The sequence below is a fragment of the Enterococcus columbae DSM 7374 = ATCC 51263 genome (assembly GCF_000406925.1).
Lineage (GTDB): Bacteria > Bacillota > Bacilli > Lactobacillales > Enterococcaceae > Enterococcus_E > Enterococcus_E columbae.
Window position 1 is genome coordinate 282,851 of record NZ_KE136349.1, and the last position, 23,049, is coordinate 305,899.

The window sequence follows — 23,049 nt, forward strand, 5'->3', positions numbered from 1 at the left end:
TTTCTCCTAATTCATGAATTCATTTTTTCGTTGTAAATAATTTTTAAGCATTTCACCTAGATTATTCAAAGAATAGATCGTACAGATAATAAAAATTCCCGGTAAAATCGCCATATGTGGTGCTTTTTGTAAACTGGTTTGCGCATTTTGTAATAAACTTCCCCAAGAAGCTAATGGTTGCTGAATTCCTATCCCTAAAAAGCTAAGCGCCGATTCTGTCATGATTGCCCCTGAAATACTCAATGACGAAGCCACAATCAACGTAGGTAAAATCGCTGGTAAAATATGTTTTTGGATAATATAGATAAACGGGCGATTTAAAAATTGTGCATAAAGTACATAATCTCTTGACTTTACCGATAATGTTTCCGCACGAATTAATCGGGCAATGCTCATCCAAGAAAAACCACCGATAACAAGGATAATAGTACCAAAGCCCGGCTTCAAAAAGACACTAAGGACAATCACTAAGACTAACCAAGGAATTGAAGAAAGAACATCCACTATTCGCATTAAAATTTGATCGATTTTCCCACCAAAATAACCACTAATTAACCCGACTAGACTACCAATCGTAGTTGCCGTTAGCATAGCTAAGATACCTACCGTTAATGAAATACGTCCACCATAAATCACTCGGATAAAATAGTCTCTGCCCACTTCATCTGTTCCAAAAAAATGTTTGAAACTAGGTAGTTGTGATAACTGAGAAACATCCGTTTGATTAGGATCTATTGGAATAAAAGGAGCAAGCACACAAATGAAAATTAACAATAGCAAATAGATGATTGAAATCCTATAGATGAGGGAGTGTGCAAGCATGCCTTTTAAATTTTTGATTATGGTTTTCATGCTGTCTTCTCTCCTTTAATGCGCGGATCCACAATATAATACAAAATATCTGATAATAAATTTCCTAAAATAACCAAGCTCGCTGAAAGTAACATCACTGCCATGATTACCGGATAATCTAGACTTTTGGTCGCACTCATAATATATGGACCAACTCCTGGCCAACCAAAAATTGTTTCAGTAATAATCGCGCCAGTTACTAACATTGGTAATGCAAGACCAATTTGTGTCACAATCGGAATTAAAATATTTCTAGCTATATGACGTGAGAAAATTTGCCATTTGGTCGCATGAAACGCACGTTGAACCATTACATAATCCTGATCAACCTGTTGCAAAGCTGAAGAGCGTACATATCTGATTAGCTCTGGGCAAAAAGCAACAGTTAACGTAACATAAGGCAAAATAAAATGAGCAAAATAATCACTCCATGAATGCTCTTGACCAACCGTATGCATACCAATAATTGGGACTAAATTCAGCTTATAGCCAAAAAGATAGATCAAAATCATTGCAAACCAAAAAGTTGGCACTGCAATCCCCACTGAGGCAATGCCTTCAATTAACCGATCAAGCCATTTATTTTTATAGGCTGCAGCCAACAATCCTAAAATCGCTGCTATCACTAAGGCTGTCAGATATGCAGGTAAAACCAAAGCAATCGTATTAGGAATACGTGCTAACAAATCATCCGCAATACTATGCTGAGAAATCATTGAATAACCCAAATGACCACTAGCTATTTGCTTTAACCATAAAAAGTACTGCACTAAAAAAGGACGATCCAAGCCATAGCGTTCTCTTAAAAGCTGTACCTGCTCTTTATCCATTGTTGGTAAAGTAATAGAGTCAATTACATCATAGGGTGCAAGATGAATAAGTGAAAAAACAATAAATGAAATAATCAAAAGCATCGGAATTAATTGTAAAATTCTTTTTAAAATAAACCGTGACATCATTATAAAAGGCACCTCTTTTGCTAAATTAACATTGAAGGACACTAAGAAATTCACTATCCTAGTGTCCGTGTTTTACTTAATTATTTATTTTAAAAGCTTAATTTTGACATATCCTCAAAAGTATAGATTGGAATTAAATTTGCTTTTTTAACATTTTTGATTCGTTTATTTACCACTAAAATTTTCTTATTATCTACAATTGGATAAATGACAGCATCCTTAGCAATTTGTGCCTGTAGCTGATTGTAGATAGTCGTACGTTGCTGCTTATCTAAAGTAATCGCACCTTTTTCAAATAATTCATCCGTTGTTGGACTACTATATTGGAAGTAATTGGAGGCACCACCAGATTTAAATAAGCGACTATACCCATCAGGATCATTTCCCATAATATAACCACCTAAAAATAGATTATATTTTGTTGAATCCTTCGTACGTAATTCTGTAAAGATAGCTGTTCCATCTCCACCAGCTAATTCCACCGTAACGCCAATCTTTTGCAATTGTTGTTGAATTAATGTAGCTTGTAAGGTTTGAGCCGGATCAGTTGAAGTATAAGCTAAATTTAATTTTAAGCTACTTACTCCTGCTTGAGCTAATAATTTTTTAGCCTTACTTATATTGGTCTTATAAGCTGACACATCATCCGTATGGAATGGATTCTTAGGTGGTAAAAAGCTATTTGGTGTTTGATAATATTTAGCATCTAGATAAGCTGCTTTATTCATATCCGCTTTATTCAACGCATAAAAAATCGCTTGACGTACCCGAACATCTTTTAATTGCTCAGTATGTGTATTTAACCCTAAGTAACCAATACGATTTTCACTATATGGATAAACATTTAATTGCTTTTGATCTAAATCACTAATGACACTTGGTAATACAAACGATGCATCAATCTCACCTTTTTGCAAAGCAACCTTCATCGTATCTGCATTAGGAATAATTCTTAAAGTCACATTTTTAATTTTAGGCTGGCCGCCATAGTAATACGTATTCGCCTTGAATTGTAAATATTCCCCTCTTTGATACTTCACTAGCTGATAAGGACCTGTTCCGACACCAGTTGGATTTAACTCAGAGCCAGAGAAATCAGTTGTTTGAGTATAAATATGTTTAGGAATGATATAGGTTTCGTTAACAATATTTTCCAAGGCAGCAGCACTCACTGTTGGTAAACTAAAAATAACTGTGTAATCATCAGATTTACTAATACCTATCGGCTGATCATTCATCCATAAATGAGTGGCATTCCCATTTTCCTTCTTTTGTTTTTGTTGATAAGTAAAAACGACATCATCGGCGGTAAAAGGCTGGCCATCTGACCATTTAATATCCTTCTTCAAATGAACAGTCAAGGTCTTGCCATCTGAAGAGGTATCAATTTTGTTGGCTAACTCATACTTAATGTCACCATCTGGCTGAATCCGAATCAACGGCGAATACATCATATTACTTACCGTTAATCCCCAGCGATCACTTGTATTGATGGGATTTAATGAGCTGGGATCACTATCAATCGCATAGGTAAAGGTTTGATTTTGAGCAGATGTTTTTTGTTGACCTTGAGTAGCAGTTGCCTTTTGCCCGCACGCTGCTAAACCAAAAGTTAAAAATAATAATAAGATATATAGTCCCGTTTTTTTCATAGACACACTCCTTCATTCATCCTTATTCGTGATAGTCCTGATATTACACGAATTATTTTATCCCCGTCAAACGCTTGATGATATGATTTTCTTATCAATAATCAGCATTTATCTTATTACGTTATCTAGATATTAAAAAAAATCGCGTTTTAATCTATTTATTCAGTGATACATAAAAATTATCAATGAGTTGCTTAACTAAAAACTAGGAAACTCAGTTATCAGATGTATTTAAAAAAAATATTTGTTATAATGTAAACAAATAATTCTAAACGGGTGATAAGATTGAAAAAAAATTCAACTTTTAAAAACGGCTTATTTCTAGGAATTGGCTTAGGTCTAGCAAGTGGTATCTTATCAGCAAGTTTAAAACAAAAAGAGCAAGCACTCCATGCTGATAAAATATTAGAAAAGGTTAAAAAAGCCTTTTTAAAGGAAGGCCCTATTGAAGGTGGTTGGATTCAATACGAAAAACAACCCTTCCAAAAATTCGCCTTCAAAACTGATAGCTATTTAGGCGGTATCAACCGCTATGAAGACAATGAGATTGTCACCTACGAATTCTTAGCCGATGCCAACACTGGAGCTATCTTGGAGCTAAATCGATTGTAAAATAGGAATTTCAAGCAAAAAAACTTCGAACATTTTTTGTTCGAAGCTTTTTTATCATTTTTAGCTAAATACTAAGTTAATGAAATACTAAAAATTTCCTTTTCAAAATATTCATAAAGAGTTCCCTCGACATCTAAAGCGATTGAGTCAACTTCCTCATCATTATCATCTTTACTACAATACTCTTGGACAAATCCTGAAACTATCGTGCCATCTTTTAGAACAAGTTTCACGTTCTGCCTTAAAAAAGTCCATAATTTCATCGCTTATCTCCACCCGTTGAAACAATGTACACTCTAGGTTTTCTATAGTATATTTAGCTAACCGTTTCAAACTGCTTTCCCATTAGCTAGATTAGTCTCAATTATTCAATACCATTTATTAGTATCTCTGATGTGCTCAGCTTGTTTTTGTTCGTTAATTTCCGCCTCGATTATACCATCTTTAATAGCAGAATAAAAACGTTGCCGCATTTCTTTTATCAAAAATAAAACTGCTAGTGAGGGAATCAATTTAGTGTCTAAGCAAATTAAAAACAACGCATTTTAACAAGACAAAAAGCGGTGTGATTTTTGGGGGAATATCTAAAAATATCACACCAAAATCACACCGCTAAATATTTTCTAATCAGTTATCGTCATTTTCATCAAAAGCCAAATATATGAATTACAACATTTTCCGAAGTTTCAAAAAGATAGAAAATGTTTAAAATAAATATCTATTTTGCTAAACGATAAATCGCATCAGCATAAATCGCTGTCGCATTAAATAAATCGTCTAAATCCATAAATTCATTGGCTTGGTGCATAGTATCAATGTAATCTGGGAACATCGCACCATAAGCAACACCACGTTCTAATAAACGACCAAATGTACCTCCACCGATAATTTGTTCGCCACCTTTTTGACCAGTATGTTCTTCGTACACAGCTAGCAAGGTAGCTACCAATGGATCATCAGCTGGTACATAATGAGGTTTCATATGATGAGGACGTTCTTCAATCTTCACTTTATTCACACCAATTTTAGCAATCATGCCAGCTGTTAATAAAGTAGAGGAAGTGCCTTTAGGATAACGGAAATTTAAGTTAACATAGGCTTCATCACCATCAGCTACAAAACTGAATAATCCAGCATTCATCGTTAATTTACCCATTTTTTCATCTTCATAGGCAATATCAAATTTTTCACCATATACATCTTCATGGATAAACTCTTCAATGGTTGATAAGAAATCCTTCGCACCACCTGCAAAGTCATAGCTGCTTAAAAAGGCTGCTAAATAAGTTCCAGCATTGACACCTAAATGCGGACTAGCCCCATGAGCAGATTTACCAACGACTTCAAATTGAACAGTAGCCCCTTGAACCGTAGCTTGTCCAGTTACTGGCTTAGTATTTAAATAGAAATTAAAGCTTTCCGCCACTGATTCAGCCTGAGCTGCATCTGTAAATGTAACCGTCGCTTCTGCTTTGCCGGGTACCATATTTTCTCTTAAACCGGCTTGGAAACGATCCAATTTAACTGTCCCTTCATTCGTTGAAGCAAAATGTAGACGTAGGGAAACATTTCCTTTTTCTCCGTTGATAATTGGAAATTCAGCATCAGGTGAGAAACCAAAATCCGGTTTTTCCTCATGCTCAAAGTAATAATCCATATCGCCCCATCCGCTTTCTTCGTCAGATCCTACAACAAAACGGATTTTTTTAGACAATGGTAATTCTAAATCACGAATAATCTTTAAGGCATAATATGCAGCAATACTTGGTCCTTTATCGTCTGATGAACCACGAGCATAGATTCGATTATCTTTAATGACCGGTTCATAAGGATCAGTATCCCAACCATCGCCTGCCGGTACTACGTCCATATGGCAGAAGATTCCTAGTGTTTCATCGCCTTGTCCATATTCAATATGTCCAGCATAGTTGTCAACATTTTTGACAGTGAAACCATCACGTTCTCCATATCCTAGCATATGCAACAAAGCAGCTTTGGGTCCTGGACCAAATGGAGCATCTGCTGTTTTCTTGTCATCTTCACGTTCACTCTTAACTTTTAATAATTCGACTAAATCGTTAAGTAAGTCTTCTTTACGTGATTCGACCTCTTTTTTCCAATCGATAGACATTGTCATACCTCCTAAATCTTGATGGCAAATCTACAATCACCACCTATACTCACTTTTCTATGATAACACTAATGTCAAGAAAGTGGGAGAAAAATCTAATCTTTTTTCTATATTCATTTGTGATAAAATAAATTCGAGGTGATTTACTTGTTAAACTTACTTGATCCATCTATTCTTTCCATTATCCAAGCTCGACCTGCTAACTGCCATAAAGGCAATTTTGGCAGAGTTTGCTGTATTGGTGGTAACATTCATTATGGGGGAGCCATTATTATGACCACACAAGCTTGTATTCATGCTGGAGCTGGATTGACTACAGTGATTACTGATCATATTAATCGGACCGCGATTCTCAGCCGGATTCCTGAAGCAATGATCATCGATTGGAAAAATCTCATTGAAGTAGAAAAACGTTGCTTAGAAGCAGATGTAATCATTATCGGACCTGGTTTGGATACGGATCCACATGCTAGAACGATTTTAGAATCAGTCATTAGTAACCAAACAGAAAAGCAATGGTTAGTCATCGATGGCTCAGCCTTAACCATTTTGTCTGAAATTCAGCTGCGTTTCAATTATCCTCATCAGATTGTACTAACACCCCATCAAATGGAATGGCAAAGATTAAGCCAAATTTTAATTGAAGAACAAATGCCCGCTAAGAATCTATTTGTGCAACAACAATTACAAACTTTTGTCGTGTTAAAGAGCCATCAAACAGAAATCTATCTGCCTAATGGTGAAATTTATCAAAATCCTTTAGGTAATCCTGGAATGGCGATTGGCGGCACAGGCGATACCCTAGCAGGCATCATTGGTGCTTTCATTGCACAATTTGCCGACAAAACGCAAGCGATTTTAGCTGCTGTTTATCTACATAGCCTGATTGCCGATCAAATTGCTAAAGAGCAATATGTAGTTTTACCTACGCAATTAATTCAACAAATTCCCTACTGGATGAAGCAATTTAGCATAAAAAATACTAAGAAATAATTTACTTGATTCTTACGAAAAAAGATAGTTCGTCCAACTTGTCGTAATTTTACCACAAGTGAACGAACTATCTTTTTATTCATTCTTTCATTTTCCTAATACTGTTTGGGCAATGAGGCTGGTATAGCCGATTTGACCATCTGGCTTTAAGTGAACATTGTCTGCTTCAAACCAAGCTTCATGCTTTTCGGCTAAATGATGCCAATTAATCAAAGTAATATTACTATACTCCTTAGCTTTTTTAGCTAAGAAACGATTCACATCATCTTGCCAACGCTGCGTTGGCACATAGGTATTCACCAAATATACCTGGCGTTTTTTTCCTATCAACTGCATCATTTGGTCAAAGTTTTCTTCCGAATAAACGCCATTGGTTCCTAAAGCAATAATCAGATTTTTAGACAAAAGTTTTTCATCCTTCAACTTTTGAATCACTTCTGCACCGCTGTATAATTGACGACCTACATCAGCATCTACAATGATTTTAGGAAAAATTTCTTTCAATTCTTCAACCGATCCTAACATCACCGAATCGCCAACTGCAGTAATAGATAACTCTTTAGCCAGCGCAATTTGCTGGGTAGTCAACTGATACTTGCCTTCTAAGGTATCTGCTGATAATTGGGTATTAGAATCAGCTTGCTCAGTTGATTTAGTAGCATCTGCTTTTTTCTTATTTTCAGTTAATTGCTGTTCAAAAGCTTGCTGATCAGCTGTTTTAGTATTACTTGGTGCGATTAAAATACCAATGAAGCCAATAAAACAAACAATTAGCGCAGGGATTAACCATGGTTTTTCCATTGACAGGATAGGTAGTTTAAACCAAGTAGCTAATTTTGCTTTTGTTTGACTGTAATCAAAGCGTCTTAGCGGCTCTTCGATTAAGCGATAAGAGCATTCACTAATGGCTAAAATTAAAATGAGCTCAATAATGGTATGTAACCATAGATGATTGGTGATTTGCTTTACCGCACTTTCGTAAAAAATCATAATCGGGAACTGATAAAGATAAATTCCATAGCTACGTTTACCAATATAATCAAACACCGGGTTGGTTAACCAATGATTGAGATTCGAGCCAGGATGAGCAACACTAGCTACTAATACCGTCGCACACAAGCTAACCAAAAACATTCCACCATAGTACAAAAAACTACTTTGGGCTCCTAACATCAAAAAAGAGAGGAGAATCAAAACAAGCGAAATAATCCCTGAAATATCCAATATCTGCTTAGCTTGTGAGGAAATGGCTTCTTTTAATTTATTGCTTGGCCAAACCATTGCCAAGGCGGCACCAAGCCAAATAGAAAACAGCCTAGAAAACGTACCATCATAAATCGCAGTTGGATCCATACCTGGGCGATATTGCACTGCCATCCAGATAGCAGAGAGCACACTCCCACCTAAAAAGAAGCTAGCCATCCATTGCCGTTTTTTTGTCAAACGATAAAGGACAATTAAAATAAGTGGTAAAATCAAATAGTTTTGGCCCTCCACCGATAGTGACCATAAATGCGTGAACGGATTCTCATTATGGAATCGATCAAAATAGGACAGGCGATGTTCTATCTGCCAATAGTTATTGATATATAGTAGGCTACTAAAAAATACTCCTCGTAAATTATTGAGTAGCTGCCTTTGAAAAAGCGTAATATAGGTAGAGGCCAATAATAAAAGCGCAATTAAAGCCGGATAGAGTCTTTTCATTCGCCGATAATAAAACTGCTTTAATTGAATCGTCTGCTTTTCTTCATACTCCTGTCGTAAAATATCAACAATTAAGTAGCCGGATATAACAAAAAAGACAGGAACGCCTAAATAGCCTCCTTTAATGGTATTAGGGAATAAATGATAAAAAATGACCCCTAAAACAGCCAAGGTTCGAATGCCATCGAAACCAGTAATATATCTATGTTTAAAACGCATAACGTAATTAACCTTCTTCATTAAAAATAGTTGTACTTTTCTATAATGCCATAGATTCACAAAAAAATCATCGAAAATTTCTAATCTAAAAAAATTTATAAAAAAAACAAGCTTTTTTGTCTTAAAACAAAATAAGCTTGTTTAAAAGCTATAATTTTTCTTCATAAAATCGGCCAAGAATTTGGACATTTTCCGCAATGCTCACAAAGGCATGTGGATCTGCTTCTTTCATCGCTAAACGCAATAAAGGTAATTCATAGCGAGTAACCACGGTAATTAGCACCGTTTGTTTTTCATGCTTATAAGCACCCTCTGCTTCATTAATAATCGTAATCCCTCGGCGCATTTTTTCTTGAATATGTTCAATGACTTCATTAGGAAAACGAGTAATAATCGTCACCTGCATCTTCTTTTGCTTAGTATAAACCGCATCTGTCACCTTACCACAAACAAAAATCGCTAAAGCTGAGTATAAAGCGTAAGCCCAGCCAAATAAGATACCAGCTATAAACATAATCATGACATTAAAAACAATGGAAATAGAACCAATTGTCTTACCGGTTTTTTTACGAATGGCAATACTGACAAAATCTAACCCACCTGAGGATAACCCATTTCTCAAAGCATAACCAATTCCTGCTCCCATCACGGCACCACCAAAAATGGCACAAATAATTGGATCTTTCGATAATATCTCTTCTGGTAGGATTTGCGTAAACAGTGAGGTTAAGACTACGGTAATTCCCGTAAAAATCGTAAATTTATGACCAATCTTAAACCAGCCAAGGAAAAATAAGGGAATATTTAACATTAAAAGGGCTAGAGAAAAAGGAATACTAAAAGAAAAATACTTGCTTGAAATCGTCGTAATAATTTGGGCTACCCCTGTGATTCCACTGGAGTAAATATGTCCTGGTTGATAAAAAAAGTTGACTGAAATTGCCGCTAATAAAGCATAAACAATTGAAAATGAAAATTTTGCTGCATAATCAGCATGTGGAAAGAGTTTAAAGAATTTCTGCGCCATCGTTACCTTCTCGCTTCATCGTTTTTTCATTGCCATTATACGCTCTAACTAATAAAAAAAGGCATTTATGAAAAATTTTTAACTTTTCTTAGGTGTTTTTTTCTTTTTAACTATCAAAAAAAGCAACCAAAGAGGACAGGGGAACCCTCCTCTCCTGGTTGCTAACGAGTTAAAAACAGCTAATTAGTCTTCTTCGACTGCTGTGACATCAATATTTAATTCAAATAATTGTAATGGTGAAACGGTACTTGGTGCTTGCGACATTGGATCAACCGCCCGACCATTTTTCGGAAAGGCAATGACTTCACGAATATTGTCTTCACCTGCAAGTAACATCACAAAGCGATCTAGTCCTAAAGCAATTCCACCATGTGGAGGGAAACCATAGTCTAGGGCATCTAACAAGAAGCCAAACTGTTCTTGCATTTCACGACGAGAAAAGCCTAGCGTTTCAAACATTTGCTCTTGCACTTCTTTTTGGTAAATACGTAAAGAACCGCCACCTAATTCGTAACCATTTAAAACAATATCATAGGCTTCTGCATGAACTTTCGCTGGATCAGTAGCCAATAATTCAATATCGCTAGCTTTTGGTAAAGTAAATGGATGGTGCGCAGAAACATAGCGACCAGCTTCTTGATCATATTCAAATTGTGGCCAATCTACTACCCACAAGAAATTAAACTTAGATTCATCAATCAAACCTAGTTCTTTTCCTAATTTTGTACGAACCGCACCTAATGAAGCACAAACCACTTCAAAGCTATCAGCACCAAACATTAATAAGTCGCCCACTTCAGCATTGGTTGCTTGAATGATGCCTTCTGTAGCATCGCCTAAGAATTTAGCGATTGGGCCTTTTAAGCCATCTGCTTCCACTTTTAACCAAGCTAAGCCTTTAGCACCAAATTGGCTAACATATTGCGCTAAATTATCCATATCTTTACGTGAATATTTATCAGCAGCCCCTTTAGCATTTAAGGCTTTCACTACGCCGCCATTTTGTAAAGCCATTTGGAATACTTTAAAGTCTAAATCTTTTACTACTTCAGAAAGATCGACTAACTCCATTGCAAAACGGGTATCTGGCTTATCACTACCAAAGCGATTCATTGCTTCATCATAAGTCATACGTGGGAATGGTAGGCTGACCTCAATGCCTTTTACCTCTTTCATCACTTTAGCAATCATACCTTCAGTTAAGGTTTGGATTTCTTCAGCAGTTAAGAAAGAAGTTTCCATATCTACTTGTGTAAATTCAGGTTGTCGGTCACCACGTAAATCTTCATCACGGAAACAACGAACGATTTGGTAATAGCGATCAAAACCAGCATTCATCAATAATTGCTTAAAGATTTGTGGTGATTGTGGTAACGCATAAAAATGTCCTGGATGTACACGAGATGGCACTAAATAATCACGGGCGCCTTCTGGGGTTGATTTCGCTAGATATGGTGTTTCAATATCTAAAAAGTCATTTTCATCCAAATAAGTACGAATAGCTCGTGTCACTTGATTACGCATGATAATGTTTTGGGTCATTTTTGGACGACGTAAATCCAAGTAACGATATCTCATACGCACTTCATCATTGGTTTGTTGATCATCTTCAATTTGGAATGGCGGGGTTTTCGCCTTATTTAAAATCGTGATTGCTGTAATCATGACTTCTACGCCACCGGTAACAATTTTAGGATTTACTGCCTCAGGTGCACGAGCAATGACCTCACCTGTTACCTCGATAACATATTCACTACGACATTTGTCAGCAATCGCCCAAGCTTCTTTAGAGACTTCTGGGTTAAAGACTACTTGCACGAAGCCTTCACGGTCACGCAAATCAATAAAGATAACGCCTCCTAGGTCACGACGTTTTTGTACCCAACCTTTTAATGTTACTGTTTGGCCAATTGTTTCATTTGAAACTTGTCCGCAATACAATGTTCTTGTTGCCATTTTTTTACTCCTTTTCTGTTTTCATCATTTCCGCATAAACCGTTGCAAATTGTGTTTGAATTTGCGTTAGTGGATAAGCTTTTTCAATTCGTGTCGCCAGATTTTTAACATTTACGACTCCATTGGCTAATTCGGTCTCACCAATAGTTAAGACTAACTCAGCCTGTAATTTATCAGCTGTCTTGAACTGTGCTTTTGCCTTACGATTCATTACATCACGTTCGGCACTAAAGCCGGCTTGACGAATACTTTGAACAATTTGTAAGGCCTCAATATTAGTTGCTGCTCCTAAAGCAACAACATACGCATTCAGTGGTTTTTCAGTAGCCGGTTGAATGCCTTGTGCTTCTAAAATCATCAACAGACGTTCAAAGCCCATCGCAAACCCAAAACCAGATGTCTCGGGGCCACCAAGCTCTGCCACCAATTGATTATAGCGACCACCTGCACAAATAGTTGATTGTGCGCCCATTTTTTTATCATCACTCATGATTTCAAAAATCGTATGCGTATAGTAATCCAAGCCACGAACCATATTGCTATCAATTTCATAAGCAATATTTAGTGCATCCAACATTTGCGTCACTTGCTCAAAGTGCTCCTTAGCTGCTGGAGATAAATAATCTAAAATAGACGGTGCATTGGCAACCACCGCTCGATCTTTTTCGTCCTTACTATCTAATACACGTAAAGGATTTTCTAGTAAACGACGATTAGAATCTGCACTCAATTGCTCTTTAAATGGGGTTAAATAGTCAATCAAGGCTTGACGATAAGCCTTTCGAGTTGCTTGATCACCTAATGAATTAATCACTAAGCGTAAATCTTTAATCCCTAATTCACCAAAGAATTGCAAAGCCATCGCCATGGTTTCGACATCAGTTGCCGGATTATCAGAGCCAAATACCTCTACGCCTATTTGATGGAATTGACGTAAACGCCCCTTTTGCGGACGTTCATAACGAAACATTGGTCCCATGTAATAAACCTTGTATGGTTTTTGAAATTCTGGACCAAATAATTTATTTTCTACAAATGAACGAACAATTGGTGCAGTGCCTTCTGGTCTTAAGGTGATGTGACGATCTCCTTTATCATGGAAATCATACATCTCCTTGGTAACAATATCAGTAGTATCTCCTACACTTCTAGAAATAACTTCAATATGCTCAAAGATTGGTGTACGAATTTCATGAAATTGATATTGATTAAATAGTTTTCTTGCCGTTTGTTCCAAAGCTTGCCATTTTTGTGATTCTCCTGGCAAAATATCATTAGTGCCTTTAGGACGTTGATAAGCCATAACTTCCTCCTTATTTCTATCTACTTGATAAGCTTAAACTCGTAGTTCTTTTTTAGTCTGATTTTTTTATTCAACGACTAGCTACTTAGAAAATCTGTCAATGTGTTGCACATTTTTGAGTTAATCAGTATTCGTCAACTCGTTTTAACAAAAATGCCCCTCAGTACGAAAGGAATTTTATTCTTTTGTCAATTTCTTTCAGACTGCGTACGCTCAAGTTCCTTCTATCTAACTAAGCACATGCTGAATAAAAAAAGTCCTTGTATCTTACCATACAAGGACGAATCAATCGTGGTGCCACCTAAATTCAAAGTCAAAGATAACCAATTCTATCTCGACTCTCTCAACTTGCGATTAACGCTCGCCCACGGAATAGCTTTTCACTATCCATCTCCAGATTGTTCTTCAATGTCACAACTTAAGCTACTTCCAGCCAAGGTAGCTCTCTCTTGAAAGTTAAACTGAACATCTACTCTGCTCTTTCATTGATTTTTACCATATCAATTTTTAAGATACTTGATAAGTCCTAAAAAGTCAATACTCCACCCTAGAAAAGTATAAGAAAATTTTCATAAACTCTAAGAATAATCCATCGCTATTTTTCATCTATTTGCTTATAATGTGAATAGAGGAAAAAATTTGAAGGGAAGCGACCTTATTGAAGACTTATCCTGGCTATGCGCGTAAACCGCATTACTATGAAACCGATCAAATGGCGATTATTCACCATGCCAATTATATTCGTTGGTTTGAAGAAGCACGGGTGGATTTACTCGATTTTTTAGGCTTTCCATATGAAAAAATGGAAGAATTAGGCATTATCGTTCCAGTATTAGGGGTGAGCTGTGAATACAAAGAAATGATTCGCTATGGACAAAAGATTTTGATTCAAGTCTGGATTACCACCTATACGGGCAGTCGTTTAAATTTTCACTATAGGATTTATGACCAAGCATGCAACCATTTATTAACAACAGGGGAATCAAAGCATTGCTTTTTAGCTAAAGAAACGCAACGCTTAATCAGCCTAAAAAAAGCTTTTCCAGAAATTCATCAGCTTTTTAACGACTACTTTCAAGCAAATCAAATTGAAATGAAGCAATTATAGGATAGCTAAAAATGCAACTAATTGCGAATGGGGAATCCGCAGCTAGTTGCATTTTTTAGGAAAAGCATAGATTTACTCATAGTACTTAATTGATGCGTTTAAAATCGCCTTAGCCCCCCACAAAAAGAAGACCAACGCTAAGTTCACCACTGCAGCAATCATAAATAAGGTCTGGTAACTAGCGAGCTCAATCATCAAACCACCAAATAACGGTGCCACTGCCCGACCAGCTGAACCAAAGGAATTGGCTAAGCCTAAGTATTTACCTTTGCTTCCTTCTGGCGTTAATTGATTCACTACTACGGGTACCTGTGGCAATGCCCAAGCCTCACCTAATGTTAAAATCACCATCGCTAAGACAAACAATGGATAGCTATGTGCAAAAAACAATACGACAAAAGAAATAGCAAAAAAGCTAATTCCTCCATAAATGGGAAGAAAATGATTTTTAATCAAATGACCAAAACGAACAATAAAAAATTGAATGCATACGATTAAACCAGCATTTACCGTCCAAAGCACACTATAATAACGGAACGGTATCTGCATACTCGTCATATATACAGACACATTACTCCCCCACTGCTGATACATGACCCACATTAAAAACAAGGAAAATAATAAACAATATATTAGCCGAGCATTGCCTTTAACTAATTGAGCTTTCTGATTGTTAGCCGGATTTTTTTCCTTATTCGTCACTTGATTTTTTAACACCCGATAACCTAAATAAACTACCGCCAAAAAGCCAACACTTACCAAAGTAGAAACGAAAAAGGGTAGACTAAACTGCCAATCATACAAAAAGCCAACGACTGATGAACCGATTACGATGCCTAAATTTTGGACAAAGTAAATCATATTAAAGACATAGCGACCATCATATTGTTTTAAGCTCGCCCCCAACGCACTAACCACCGTTCCATTCCAACCAGCACCCAATCCTAAGAAGAATAAACAAATAGCAAAAGCGTAGACACCATGATTAATGGTTAAAATGACTAGCGTAAAAAACATTAACCAGCCACCAAGCAGTAACAAGCGATAAGGATTAAACCGGTCGAAAAACAGTCCACCTACAACATTGCCAATCACACTAGCCAATGAATTAAAAAATAAAACCACTCCCACTAGAGTCAATGATAAATGCAGCTCATCATGTAAATAGACACTGGTCAATGGCCAAATAAAGCTCATCCCAAAGCTGGTACACAATGCGCCCAATAATACTGAACGCAAAGTTAATTCTTTTTTCATACATACTCCCTCACTATAGAACCCTCATCATTTTCAATACATCAAAAGAATCGCTCTCTCTATTCTAGTTGATTTTTTTATTTTCTGCCATCCGATTAGACAATAATTGATAAAAAATAGCCCCGATGCTACAACCGAATAAGTTTAACAAAATATCACTGACTGCAAAGGTCCCGATGGAAAAAACATATTGAATCGTCTCAACACCCAAAATCACTAAAAAGCTAATCAAAAAGAATTCCCACCATTTACTTCCCAAACGAAATAATACACCTAACGGAATAAAATAAATCACATTAAGCAAAGCTTCAGTTAATGTCGTCCGATTCCATACTAAAAAATCCCATGGTTCTAAGCTATATGAATGATAGTTGCGCGCTTTACCAAATAATACGATAAAAAGTAAAAATAAATAGACACTATAAAATAAATACAAATAAATTGCTGAAAACTTTCCCTTTAGCCATTGAACATATAAAAAGAATAAACTCAAAGCAGCGTAGATTTCTAAAAATAATTTTGTATAAGCAAAGCGATTCATTGCTGTGGCCAAATGATGATACTTCATCAATACCGGATAAGCTAATTCACTGATTAAAAGATAGGCTAGCACAATTGAGGCTATTCCTGCTAAAAACCATTTGATCGTATTTTTCATTAATCATCCCTCCATTTTTTATATTTATTTTAAAGATAAAAAATAAAATTCTCCTAAAGAATTTGTCAAGAATTTTTAAAGGTATATTTGTGCATTTTCTATCATAATATCAAACATCGATATTTATACAAGAAAAAGTTTTAATTTATCAAGCTTTTTGCATATTATCACTATATAAAATCGTTATCATTTTTGTCATTTAAAATTTCAATAATTAATTTCTTTTAATATTTTGAATAATTCTAAATATAGGCGTAAAATGGGATTATATACGTTATTATTTATTTAATTATTTTAATTTGAAATGAGTGTGACCAAATGAATGCAAGTTTATTTACAAGCTGTGTAGTTGACGCATTATTCCCTAATGTTCCAATTGCGATGACTGAAGTCTTAGAACGTTTTGGTGTCAACGTCTTACTACCCGAAGAACAAGTTTGTTGCGGGCAACCAACCCTAAATAGTGGTTACCGTGAAGCTTCTAGAAAAGTTTTAATCAACCAAATCGAAGCTTTTAAAGATGCAGACTACATTGTAGGTGCTGCAGGTAGTTGTACCGCTACCTTCAAAGAATACGCCCATTTCTTTAAAGATGACCCACAATACCGGGCTTTAGCAGAAGATTTAAGCAAACGAACTTTCGAATTCACCCAATTTTTACACTATGAATTAGGCTTAACCGATGTCGGCGCAACCTTAAATGCGAAGGTAACCTATCATCGTTCTTGCCACATGTCTCGTATTCTAAAAGAAAAACAAACACCTTTTATCATGATGAACTATGTCAAGGGCTTAGAATATGTAGAATTACCTCATATTGAAAACTGTTGTGGTTTTGGGGGCACCTTCTCAGTCAAAGAACCATTGATTTCTAATGCCATGGTGACTGAAAAAATGAATGACGTCATTTCAACTGGTGCAGAAATCCTCATTAGTGCGGATATGGCCTGCTTGATGAATATCGGTGGTAAATTCAATCGTGAAGGCAAAAAAATCAAAATCATGCATATTGCTGAAGTATTAAATCATGATGTCGATGAAAGTCGGATTCAATCATTGGTACATGCCTAAATAGCTATTTTCATCAATAGATTAATCAATTTTATTTGTGTTAGGAGTAGAAAATATGGGTTTAAAAACAAGTACCTTAACCTTTGAAGAACGCTGCGAAAAAAGCATCAATGATACTCAAATGCAAGCAGCCTTAAAAAAAGCACAAGATAGTCAATGGATTAAACGCGAAGCCTCTCGGGAAGATATGGGCGATTGGGAAGAATGGCGTAAGCTAGGACAAGAAATTCGCCAACATACCCTAGCTCATTTACCCGACTACCTAGAGATGTTCGCTGAAAATGTCAAAAAACAAGGCGGACATGTCTTATTTGCCCAAACTGAAGAAGAAGCTAGAAACTATGTAAAAGAAATTACACTAGCAAAAAATGCTAAAAAAATCGTCAAATCTAAATCAATGGTTACTACCGAAGTTGGTTTAGATCCAATGTTTGTCGAAATGGGACTTGAAGTCATTGAATCAGACCTAGCTGAATTTATCTTACAAATGGATAATTGGGATGAGCCCTCACATATCGTTTTTCCTAATATTCATAAAGATCGCTATCAAATTCAAAAAATCTTTGAAAATTTGGGCTATGAAGGCAGCAGTGAACCAGAAGAAATGGCTAAATTCGCACGCAAAGTTTTACGTGAGCATTTCTTATCAGCTGATATTGGCATCACCGGTTGTAATTTTGCAATTGCGAATAACGGAATGATTAATCTCGTAACCAACGAAGGAAATGCCGACTTAGTCATTGCCATCCCTAAAACACAAATCGTTTTGATGGGAATGGAAAGAATTGTTCCAAGTATGCAAGAAGCCGAAGTATTAGATAGCTTATTATGCCGTAGTGCTGTTGGTCAAAAGCTAACTAGCTACGTTACCTACGCTGGCCGCAAAGCTGATGAAGAATCAGACGGTCCAGAAGATTTTTATGTCATTATTGTAGATGATAACCGTTCGAATGCACTCGGTACTCAATTCCAAGAAATGCTACAATGTATTCGCTGTGGTGCTTGCCTAAATGTTTGCCCAGTTTATCGTCATATCGGTGGACATGGCTATGGTTCGATTTATCCAGGACCAATGGGGGCTGTCCTTTCACCAATTCTAGGTGGCTATGAAGAATTTGGTGATTTACCATATGCTTCAAGTCTGTGTGGTGCATGTACTGAGACATGTCCAGTCAAGATTCCACTACACAATTTATTAATCGCTCATCGGACTGTAATGGCCGATGAATTAAAACGTACAAGCAAGATGGAGCAATTTGGTATGAAAATGGCCGCTACTGTAACTGGTTCTGCTCCTGTTTTTAAATTTGTTGAAAAAGTAGATCACCTTGGTTCTGCCATGATGGCTACACAAAAAGAACCTGCTGTTGAAAATCTATATAATCATGGTGGTTATCTAACAAAGGCACCAGCCATTGCTAAAAATTGGACAGATTATCGTGATTTACCACGTCCGCCAAAAGCCAAAGATGGTTTTAGAGAATGGTTCAAACGTCATAAAGCAGAGCAAGGAGGAAAATAAATGTTTGCCGATGCTACAGAAAAACAAGAAGCTTTTTTAAATAAAATTGCCAAAAAACTCGACTATACGCGACACAGTCTAGCTGACGAGCCATTTCGTCCTCAAAATACAATTAATTTACAAAAATTACAAGGCCTATCACAAGACGAACTACTTGAAGTGGCAAAAGAACAATCTGATGCAATCTACACTGACTTTAAAGTAATTAAAAAAGCTGACCTAGCCCAAAGCTTACAGAAAATCCTTGAAGAAAAAGGACAAGGCAATTATATTATTCCAGACGATCCACGTTTTAGTGAATATCAATTAAATGATTTAGCCAATCATCCGCATACTTATATTTGGAAAAAAGGTGCGCAATATCGCGAAGAAAATCTGGAGGCTGCTAATCATGCCAATGTTGGTATTGCCTTTGCTGAATATCTACTAGCTGAATCAGCAACTGTTGTGTTTGAAACACACGCTGGTCATGGACGTACCTTGCAATTTTTACCACAACATTTTGTTGCTATCGTTCCAAAAAGCCAAATTGTCCCACGTATTACCCAAGCAACGGCTGATTATAATCAAAAAGTTTTGCGTGGCGAAAAAATTGGCTCTAACCTAAGCTTTATTTCCGGTCCATCAAACTCAGGTGATATTGAAATGATTCTAGTTGTTGGTGTACATGGACCATTATCCATGACTTATTTAGTCCTTGAAGATGCTTAAATAGACCTTATTTTATTCAAACTGAAAAAGCGAATATTCAAGTGAAATCAACTTGAATATTCGCTTTTTTATCTGCTTTTCACATTTCTACAAAATTGAGTAACACTCGAATTTTCACATGTCTGAACAAGCTACTTCACATCTTTTATGCAAAAAAACTTCTCAGTTAGTGTTAACTGAGAAGTTTTAGTTTTGCGTGGCGACGTCCTACTCTCACAGGGGGAAACCCCCAACTACAATCGGCGCTAAGAAGCTTAACTTCTGTGTTCGGCATGGGAACAGGTGTATCCTTCTTGCTATCGCCACCACACTTTTTTATTGAGTAAATTGCTTCACTCAAAACTGGATTTGAAGTTCATCAATCTACCGATTCTTTTGGTTAAGTCCTCGATCGATTAGTATCAGTCCGCTCCATATATCACTATACTTCCACTTCTGACCTATCTACCTGATCATCTCTCAGGGATCTTACTTTCTTAAAGAAATGGGAAATCTCATCTTGAGGTGGGCTTCACACTTAGATGCTTTCAGCGTTTATCCCTTCCCTACATAGCTACCCAGCGATGCCTCTGGCGAGACAACTGGTACACCAGCGGTAAGTCCATCCCGGTCCTCTCGTACTAAGGACAGCTCCTCTCAAATTTCCAACGCCCGCGACGGATAGGGACCGAACTGTCTCACGACGTTCTGAACCCAGCTCGCGTGCCGCTTTAATGGGCGAACAGCCCAACCCTTGGGACCGACTACAGCCCCAGGATGCGACGAGCCGACATCGAGGTGCCAAACCTCCCCGTCGATGTGGACTCTTGGGGGAGATAAGCCTGTTATCCCCAGGGTAGCTTTTATCCGTTGAGCGATGGCCCTTCCATGCGGAACCACCGGATCACTAAGCCCGACTTTCGTCCCTGCTCGAGTTGTAGCTCTCGCAGTCAAGCTCCCTTCTGCCTTTACACTCTTCGAATGATTTCCAACCATTCTGAGGGAACCTTTGGGCGCCTCCGTTACCTTTTAGGAGGCGACCGCCCCAGTCAAACTGCCCATCTGACACTGTCTCCCACCACGATCAGTGGTGCGGGTTAGAGTGGCCATAACGCAAGGGTAGTATCCCACCAGCGCCTCTGCCGAAACTGGCGTCCCGGCTTCTACGGCTCCTACCTATCCTGTACATGCGGTACAGACACTCAATATCAAACTACAGTAAAGCTCCATGGGGTCTTTCCGTCCTGTCGCGGGTAACCTGCATCTTCACAGGTACTAAAATTTCACCGAGTCTCTCGTTGAGACAGTGCCCAAATCGTTACGCCTTTCGTGCGGGTCGGAACTTACCCGACAAGGAATTTCGCTACCTTAGGACCGTTATAGTTACGGCCGCCGTTTACTGGGGCTTCAATTCGTACCTTCGCTTGCGCTAAGCACTCCTCTTAACCTTCCAGCACCGGGCAGGCGTCAGCCCCTATACTTCATCTTACGATTTTGCAGAGACCTGTGTTTTTGATAAACAGTCGCTTGGGCCTATTCACTGCGGCTGCTCATAGAGCAGCACCCCTTCTCCCGAAGTTACGGGGTCATTTTGCCGAGTTCCTTAACGAGAGTTCTCTCGCTCACCTTAGGATTCTCTCCTCAACTACCTGTGTCGGTTTGCGGTACGGGTCGTTGTTTTCTCACTAGAAGCTTTTCTTGGCAGTGTGACATCAGAAGCTCGGTCGATCTTAATCAACCTCCCCATCACAGCTCATCCTTATAGTGACAAGCATTTGACTCATCACAAGACTTACTGCTTAGACAAACTTTTCCAACTGTTTGCTCTTCCTAGCCTCCTGCGTCCCTCCATTGCTCAAACAAAAACAACGAGTACAGGAATATCAACCTGTTGTCCATCGCCTACGCCTGTCGGCCTCGGCTTAGGTCCCGACTAACCCTGGGCGGACGAGCCTTCCCCAGGAAACCTTAGTTATTCGGTGGACAGGATTCTCACCTGTCTTTCGCTACTCATACCGGCATTCTCACTTCTAAGCGCTCCAGCAGTCCTCACGATCTACCTTCAACGCCCTTAGAACGCTCTCCTACCATTGCACCTAAGTGCAATCCACAGCTTCGGTAGTATGTTTAGCCCCGGTACATTTTCGGCGCAGGGTCACTCGACTAGTGAGCTATTACGCACTCTTTAAATGGTGGCTGCTTCTAAGCCAACATCCTAGTTGTCTGTGCAACCCCACATCCTTTTCCACTTAACATACATTTGGGGACCTTAGCTGGTGGTCTGGGCTGTTTCCCTTTCGACTACGGATCTTATCACTCGCAGTCTGACTCCCGGATATAAATGAATGGCATTCGGAGTTTATCTGAATTCGGTAACCCGAGATGGGCCCCTAGTCCAAACAGTGCTCTACCTCCATCATTCTCACTTCCGAGGCTAGCCCTAAAGCTATTTCGGAGAGAACCAGCTATCTCCAAGTTCGTTTGGAATTTCTCCGCTACCCACACCTCATCCAAACACTTTTCAACGTGTCCTGGTTCGGTCCTCCAGTGCGTTTTACCGCACCTTCAACCTGGACATGGGTAGATCACATGGTTTCGGGTCTACGACTACATACTCACTCGCCCTATTCAGACTCGCTTTCGCTACGGCTCCGTCTCTTCAACTTAACCTCGCATGCAATCGTAACTCGCCGGTTCATTCTACAAAAGGCACGCTATCACCCATTAACGGGCTCTAACTTGTTGTAGGCACACGGTTTCAGGTTCTATTTCACTCCCCTCCCGGGGTGCTTTTCACCTTTCCCTCACGGTACTGGTTCACTATCGGTCACTAGGGAGTATTTAGCCTTGGGAGATGGTCCTCCCGGATTCCGACGGAATTCCTCGTGTTCCGCCGTACTCAGGATCCTCCTAGGGGCTTACAACATTTCACCTACGGGGCTTTCACCCTCTTTAGCTGACCTTTCCAAGTCATTCGGCTATCTTGCTTGCTCCCACATCGGAGTCCTACAACCCCAAGATGCAAGCATCTTGGTTTGGGCTGGTCCCGTTTCGCTCGCCGCTACTCAGGGAATCGATTTTTCTTTCTCTTCCTGCAGGTACTTAGATGTTTCAGTTCTCTGCGTCTACCTCCTTTAAGCTATGGATTCACTTAAAGGTAATATCCTATTAAAGATATTGGGTTCCCCCATTCGGAAATCTCCGGATCAAAGCTTACTTACAGCTCCCCGAAGCATATCGGTGTTAGTCCCGTCCTTCATCGGCTCCTAGTGCCAAGGCATCCACCGTGCGCCCTTATTCACTTAACCTTCGATCTGTGCGATCAGATCTTT

Annotated in this window: 17 protein-coding genes, 2 rRNA genes and 1 other annotated feature; of the genes, 6 read left to right on the plus strand and 13 right to left on the minus strand. The window is 38.2% G+C overall.

What is annotated here, in order from left to right; genetic code table 11:
- Window positions 1–6: 6 nt before the first annotated feature.
- From RK02_RS09090 to RK02_RS09100, 3 genes are all read right to left on the minus strand, one after another.
- A complete protein-coding gene (locus tag RK02_RS09090) occupies window positions 7–852 on the minus strand; it encodes an ABC transporter permease (RefSeq protein WP_016183944.1) in 846 nt (281 codons plus the stop codon).
- The gene (locus RK02_RS09095) at window positions 849–1,808 is read right to left on the minus strand and encodes an ABC transporter permease (RefSeq protein ID WP_026231378.1); all 960 of its coding nucleotides are present in this window, start codon (window positions 1,806–1,808) and stop codon (window positions 849–851) included. The genes RK02_RS09090 and RK02_RS09095 overlap by 4 nt, the downstream gene beginning before the upstream one ends.
- A gap of 92 nt (window positions 1,809–1,900) precedes the next feature.
- Complete coding sequence (locus RK02_RS09100; protein WP_016183946.1) at window positions 1,901–3,463, minus strand: ABC transporter substrate-binding protein; 1,563 nt, start codon at window positions 3,461–3,463, stop codon at window positions 1,901–1,903.
- 276 nt (window positions 3,464–3,739) lie between these two features.
- On the opposite strand from RK02_RS09100, the gene RK02_RS09105 reads away from it, so the two are divergent.
- Entirely contained in the window at window positions 3,740–4,075 is a 336-nt protein-coding gene (locus RK02_RS09105; RefSeq protein WP_016183947.1) for a PepSY domain-containing protein, read from the plus strand.
- 71 nt (window positions 4,076–4,146) lie between these two features.
- Here the strand turns inward: RK02_RS09105 and RK02_RS09110 are convergent, their stop codons facing one another.
- Both RK02_RS09110 and pepV read right to left on the minus strand, forming a co-directional pair.
- On the minus strand, window positions 4,147–4,338 hold the full coding sequence (locus RK02_RS09110) for a hypothetical protein (protein ID WP_016183948.1): 192 nt from the start codon (window positions 4,336–4,338) through the stop codon (window positions 4,147–4,149).
- A gap of 455 nt (window positions 4,339–4,793) precedes the next feature.
- Complete coding sequence (gene pepV / locus RK02_RS09115) at window positions 4,794–6,206, minus strand: dipeptidase PepV (protein WP_016183949.1); 1,413 nt, start codon at window positions 6,204–6,206, stop codon at window positions 4,794–4,796.
- Between the two features lie 147 nt (window positions 6,207–6,353).
- Here pepV and RK02_RS09120 point away from each other — a divergent pair, with 147 nt between their 5' ends.
- Window positions 6,354–7,199, plus strand: coding sequence for an NAD(P)H-hydrate dehydratase (locus RK02_RS09120; protein ID WP_016183950.1), 846 nt, complete (start codon window positions 6,354–6,356; stop codon window positions 7,197–7,199).
- 87 nt (window positions 7,200–7,286) lie between these two features.
- Here the strand turns inward: RK02_RS09120 and RK02_RS09125 are convergent, their stop codons facing one another.
- The 4 genes from RK02_RS09125 to hisS form a co-directional block, all read right to left on the minus strand.
- Complete coding sequence (locus tag RK02_RS09125) at window positions 7,287–9,125, minus strand: acyltransferase family protein (RefSeq protein ID WP_016183951.1); 1,839 nt, start codon at window positions 9,123–9,125, stop codon at window positions 7,287–7,289.
- Window positions 9,126–9,273: 148 nt separating this feature from the next.
- Window positions 9,274–10,152 (minus strand): YitT family protein, encoded by an 879-nt coding sequence (locus RK02_RS09130; RefSeq protein WP_016183952.1) that lies wholly within the window; start codon window positions 10,150–10,152, stop codon window positions 9,274–9,276.
- A 183-nt stretch (window positions 10,153–10,335) separates the two neighbouring features.
- Window positions 10,336–12,108 carry an aspartate--tRNA ligase gene (gene aspS, locus RK02_RS09135; protein ID WP_016183953.1) on the minus strand — a complete coding sequence of 591 codons (1,773 nt, stop codon included), beginning with the start codon at window positions 12,106–12,108 and terminating at the stop codon, window positions 10,336–10,338.
- 4 nt (window positions 12,109–12,112) lie between these two features.
- On the minus strand, window positions 12,113–13,411 hold the full coding sequence (hisS, locus tag RK02_RS09140) for a histidine--tRNA ligase (protein WP_016183954.1): 1,299 nt from the start codon (window positions 13,409–13,411) through the stop codon (window positions 12,113–12,115).
- A gap of 273 nt (window positions 13,412–13,684) precedes the next feature.
- Window positions 13,685–13,906: a binding site (T-box leader), on the minus strand.
- Between the two features lie 163 nt (window positions 13,907–14,069).
- Between hisS and RK02_RS09145 the strand changes: the two genes are divergently transcribed.
- Window positions 14,070–14,519, plus strand: a complete 450-nt coding sequence (locus tag RK02_RS09145) for an acyl-CoA thioesterase (RefSeq protein WP_016183955.1) — start codon at window positions 14,070–14,072, stop codon at window positions 14,517–14,519.
- Window positions 14,520–14,591: 72 nt separating this feature from the next.
- Here the strand turns inward: RK02_RS09145 and RK02_RS09150 are convergent, their stop codons facing one another.
- Both RK02_RS09150 and RK02_RS09155 read right to left on the minus strand, forming a co-directional pair.
- Window positions 14,592–15,776 carry an MDR family MFS transporter gene (locus tag RK02_RS09150; RefSeq protein WP_016183956.1) on the minus strand — a complete coding sequence of 395 codons (1,185 nt, stop codon included), beginning with the start codon at window positions 15,774–15,776 and terminating at the stop codon, window positions 14,592–14,594.
- A 64-nt stretch (window positions 15,777–15,840) separates the two neighbouring features.
- Complete coding sequence (locus RK02_RS09155; RefSeq protein WP_016183957.1) at window positions 15,841–16,434, minus strand: VanZ family protein; 594 nt, start codon at window positions 16,432–16,434, stop codon at window positions 15,841–15,843.
- Window positions 16,435–16,752: 318 nt separating this feature from the next.
- Here RK02_RS09155 and RK02_RS09160 point away from each other — a divergent pair, with 318 nt between their 5' ends.
- The 3 genes from RK02_RS09160 to RK02_RS09170 are packed head-to-tail and all read left to right on the plus strand — an operon-like array spanning window position 16,753 to window position 19,738.
- Window positions 16,753–17,505: a (Fe-S)-binding protein gene (locus RK02_RS09160; protein ID WP_016183958.1), complete on the plus strand. Its 753-nt coding sequence runs from the start codon at window positions 16,753–16,755 to the stop codon at window positions 17,503–17,505.
- Window positions 17,506–17,560: 55 nt separating this feature from the next.
- Complete coding sequence (locus RK02_RS09165) at window positions 17,561–19,027, plus strand: LutB/LldF family L-lactate oxidation iron-sulfur protein (protein ID WP_016183959.1); 1,467 nt, start codon at window positions 17,561–17,563, stop codon at window positions 19,025–19,027.
- On the plus strand, window positions 19,028–19,738 hold the full coding sequence (locus RK02_RS09170) for a LutC/YkgG family protein (RefSeq protein WP_016183960.1): 711 nt from the start codon (window positions 19,028–19,030) through the stop codon (window positions 19,736–19,738).
- Between the two features lie 194 nt (window positions 19,739–19,932).
- On the opposite strand, the gene rrf is transcribed toward RK02_RS09170, so the two are convergent.
- Window positions 19,933–20,048 (minus strand): 5S ribosomal RNA (gene rrf / locus RK02_RS09175).
- A 65-nt stretch (window positions 20,049–20,113) separates the two neighbouring features.
- Window positions 20,114–23,025 (minus strand): 23S ribosomal RNA (locus RK02_RS09180).
- Window positions 23,026–23,049: the final 24 nt, after the last annotated feature.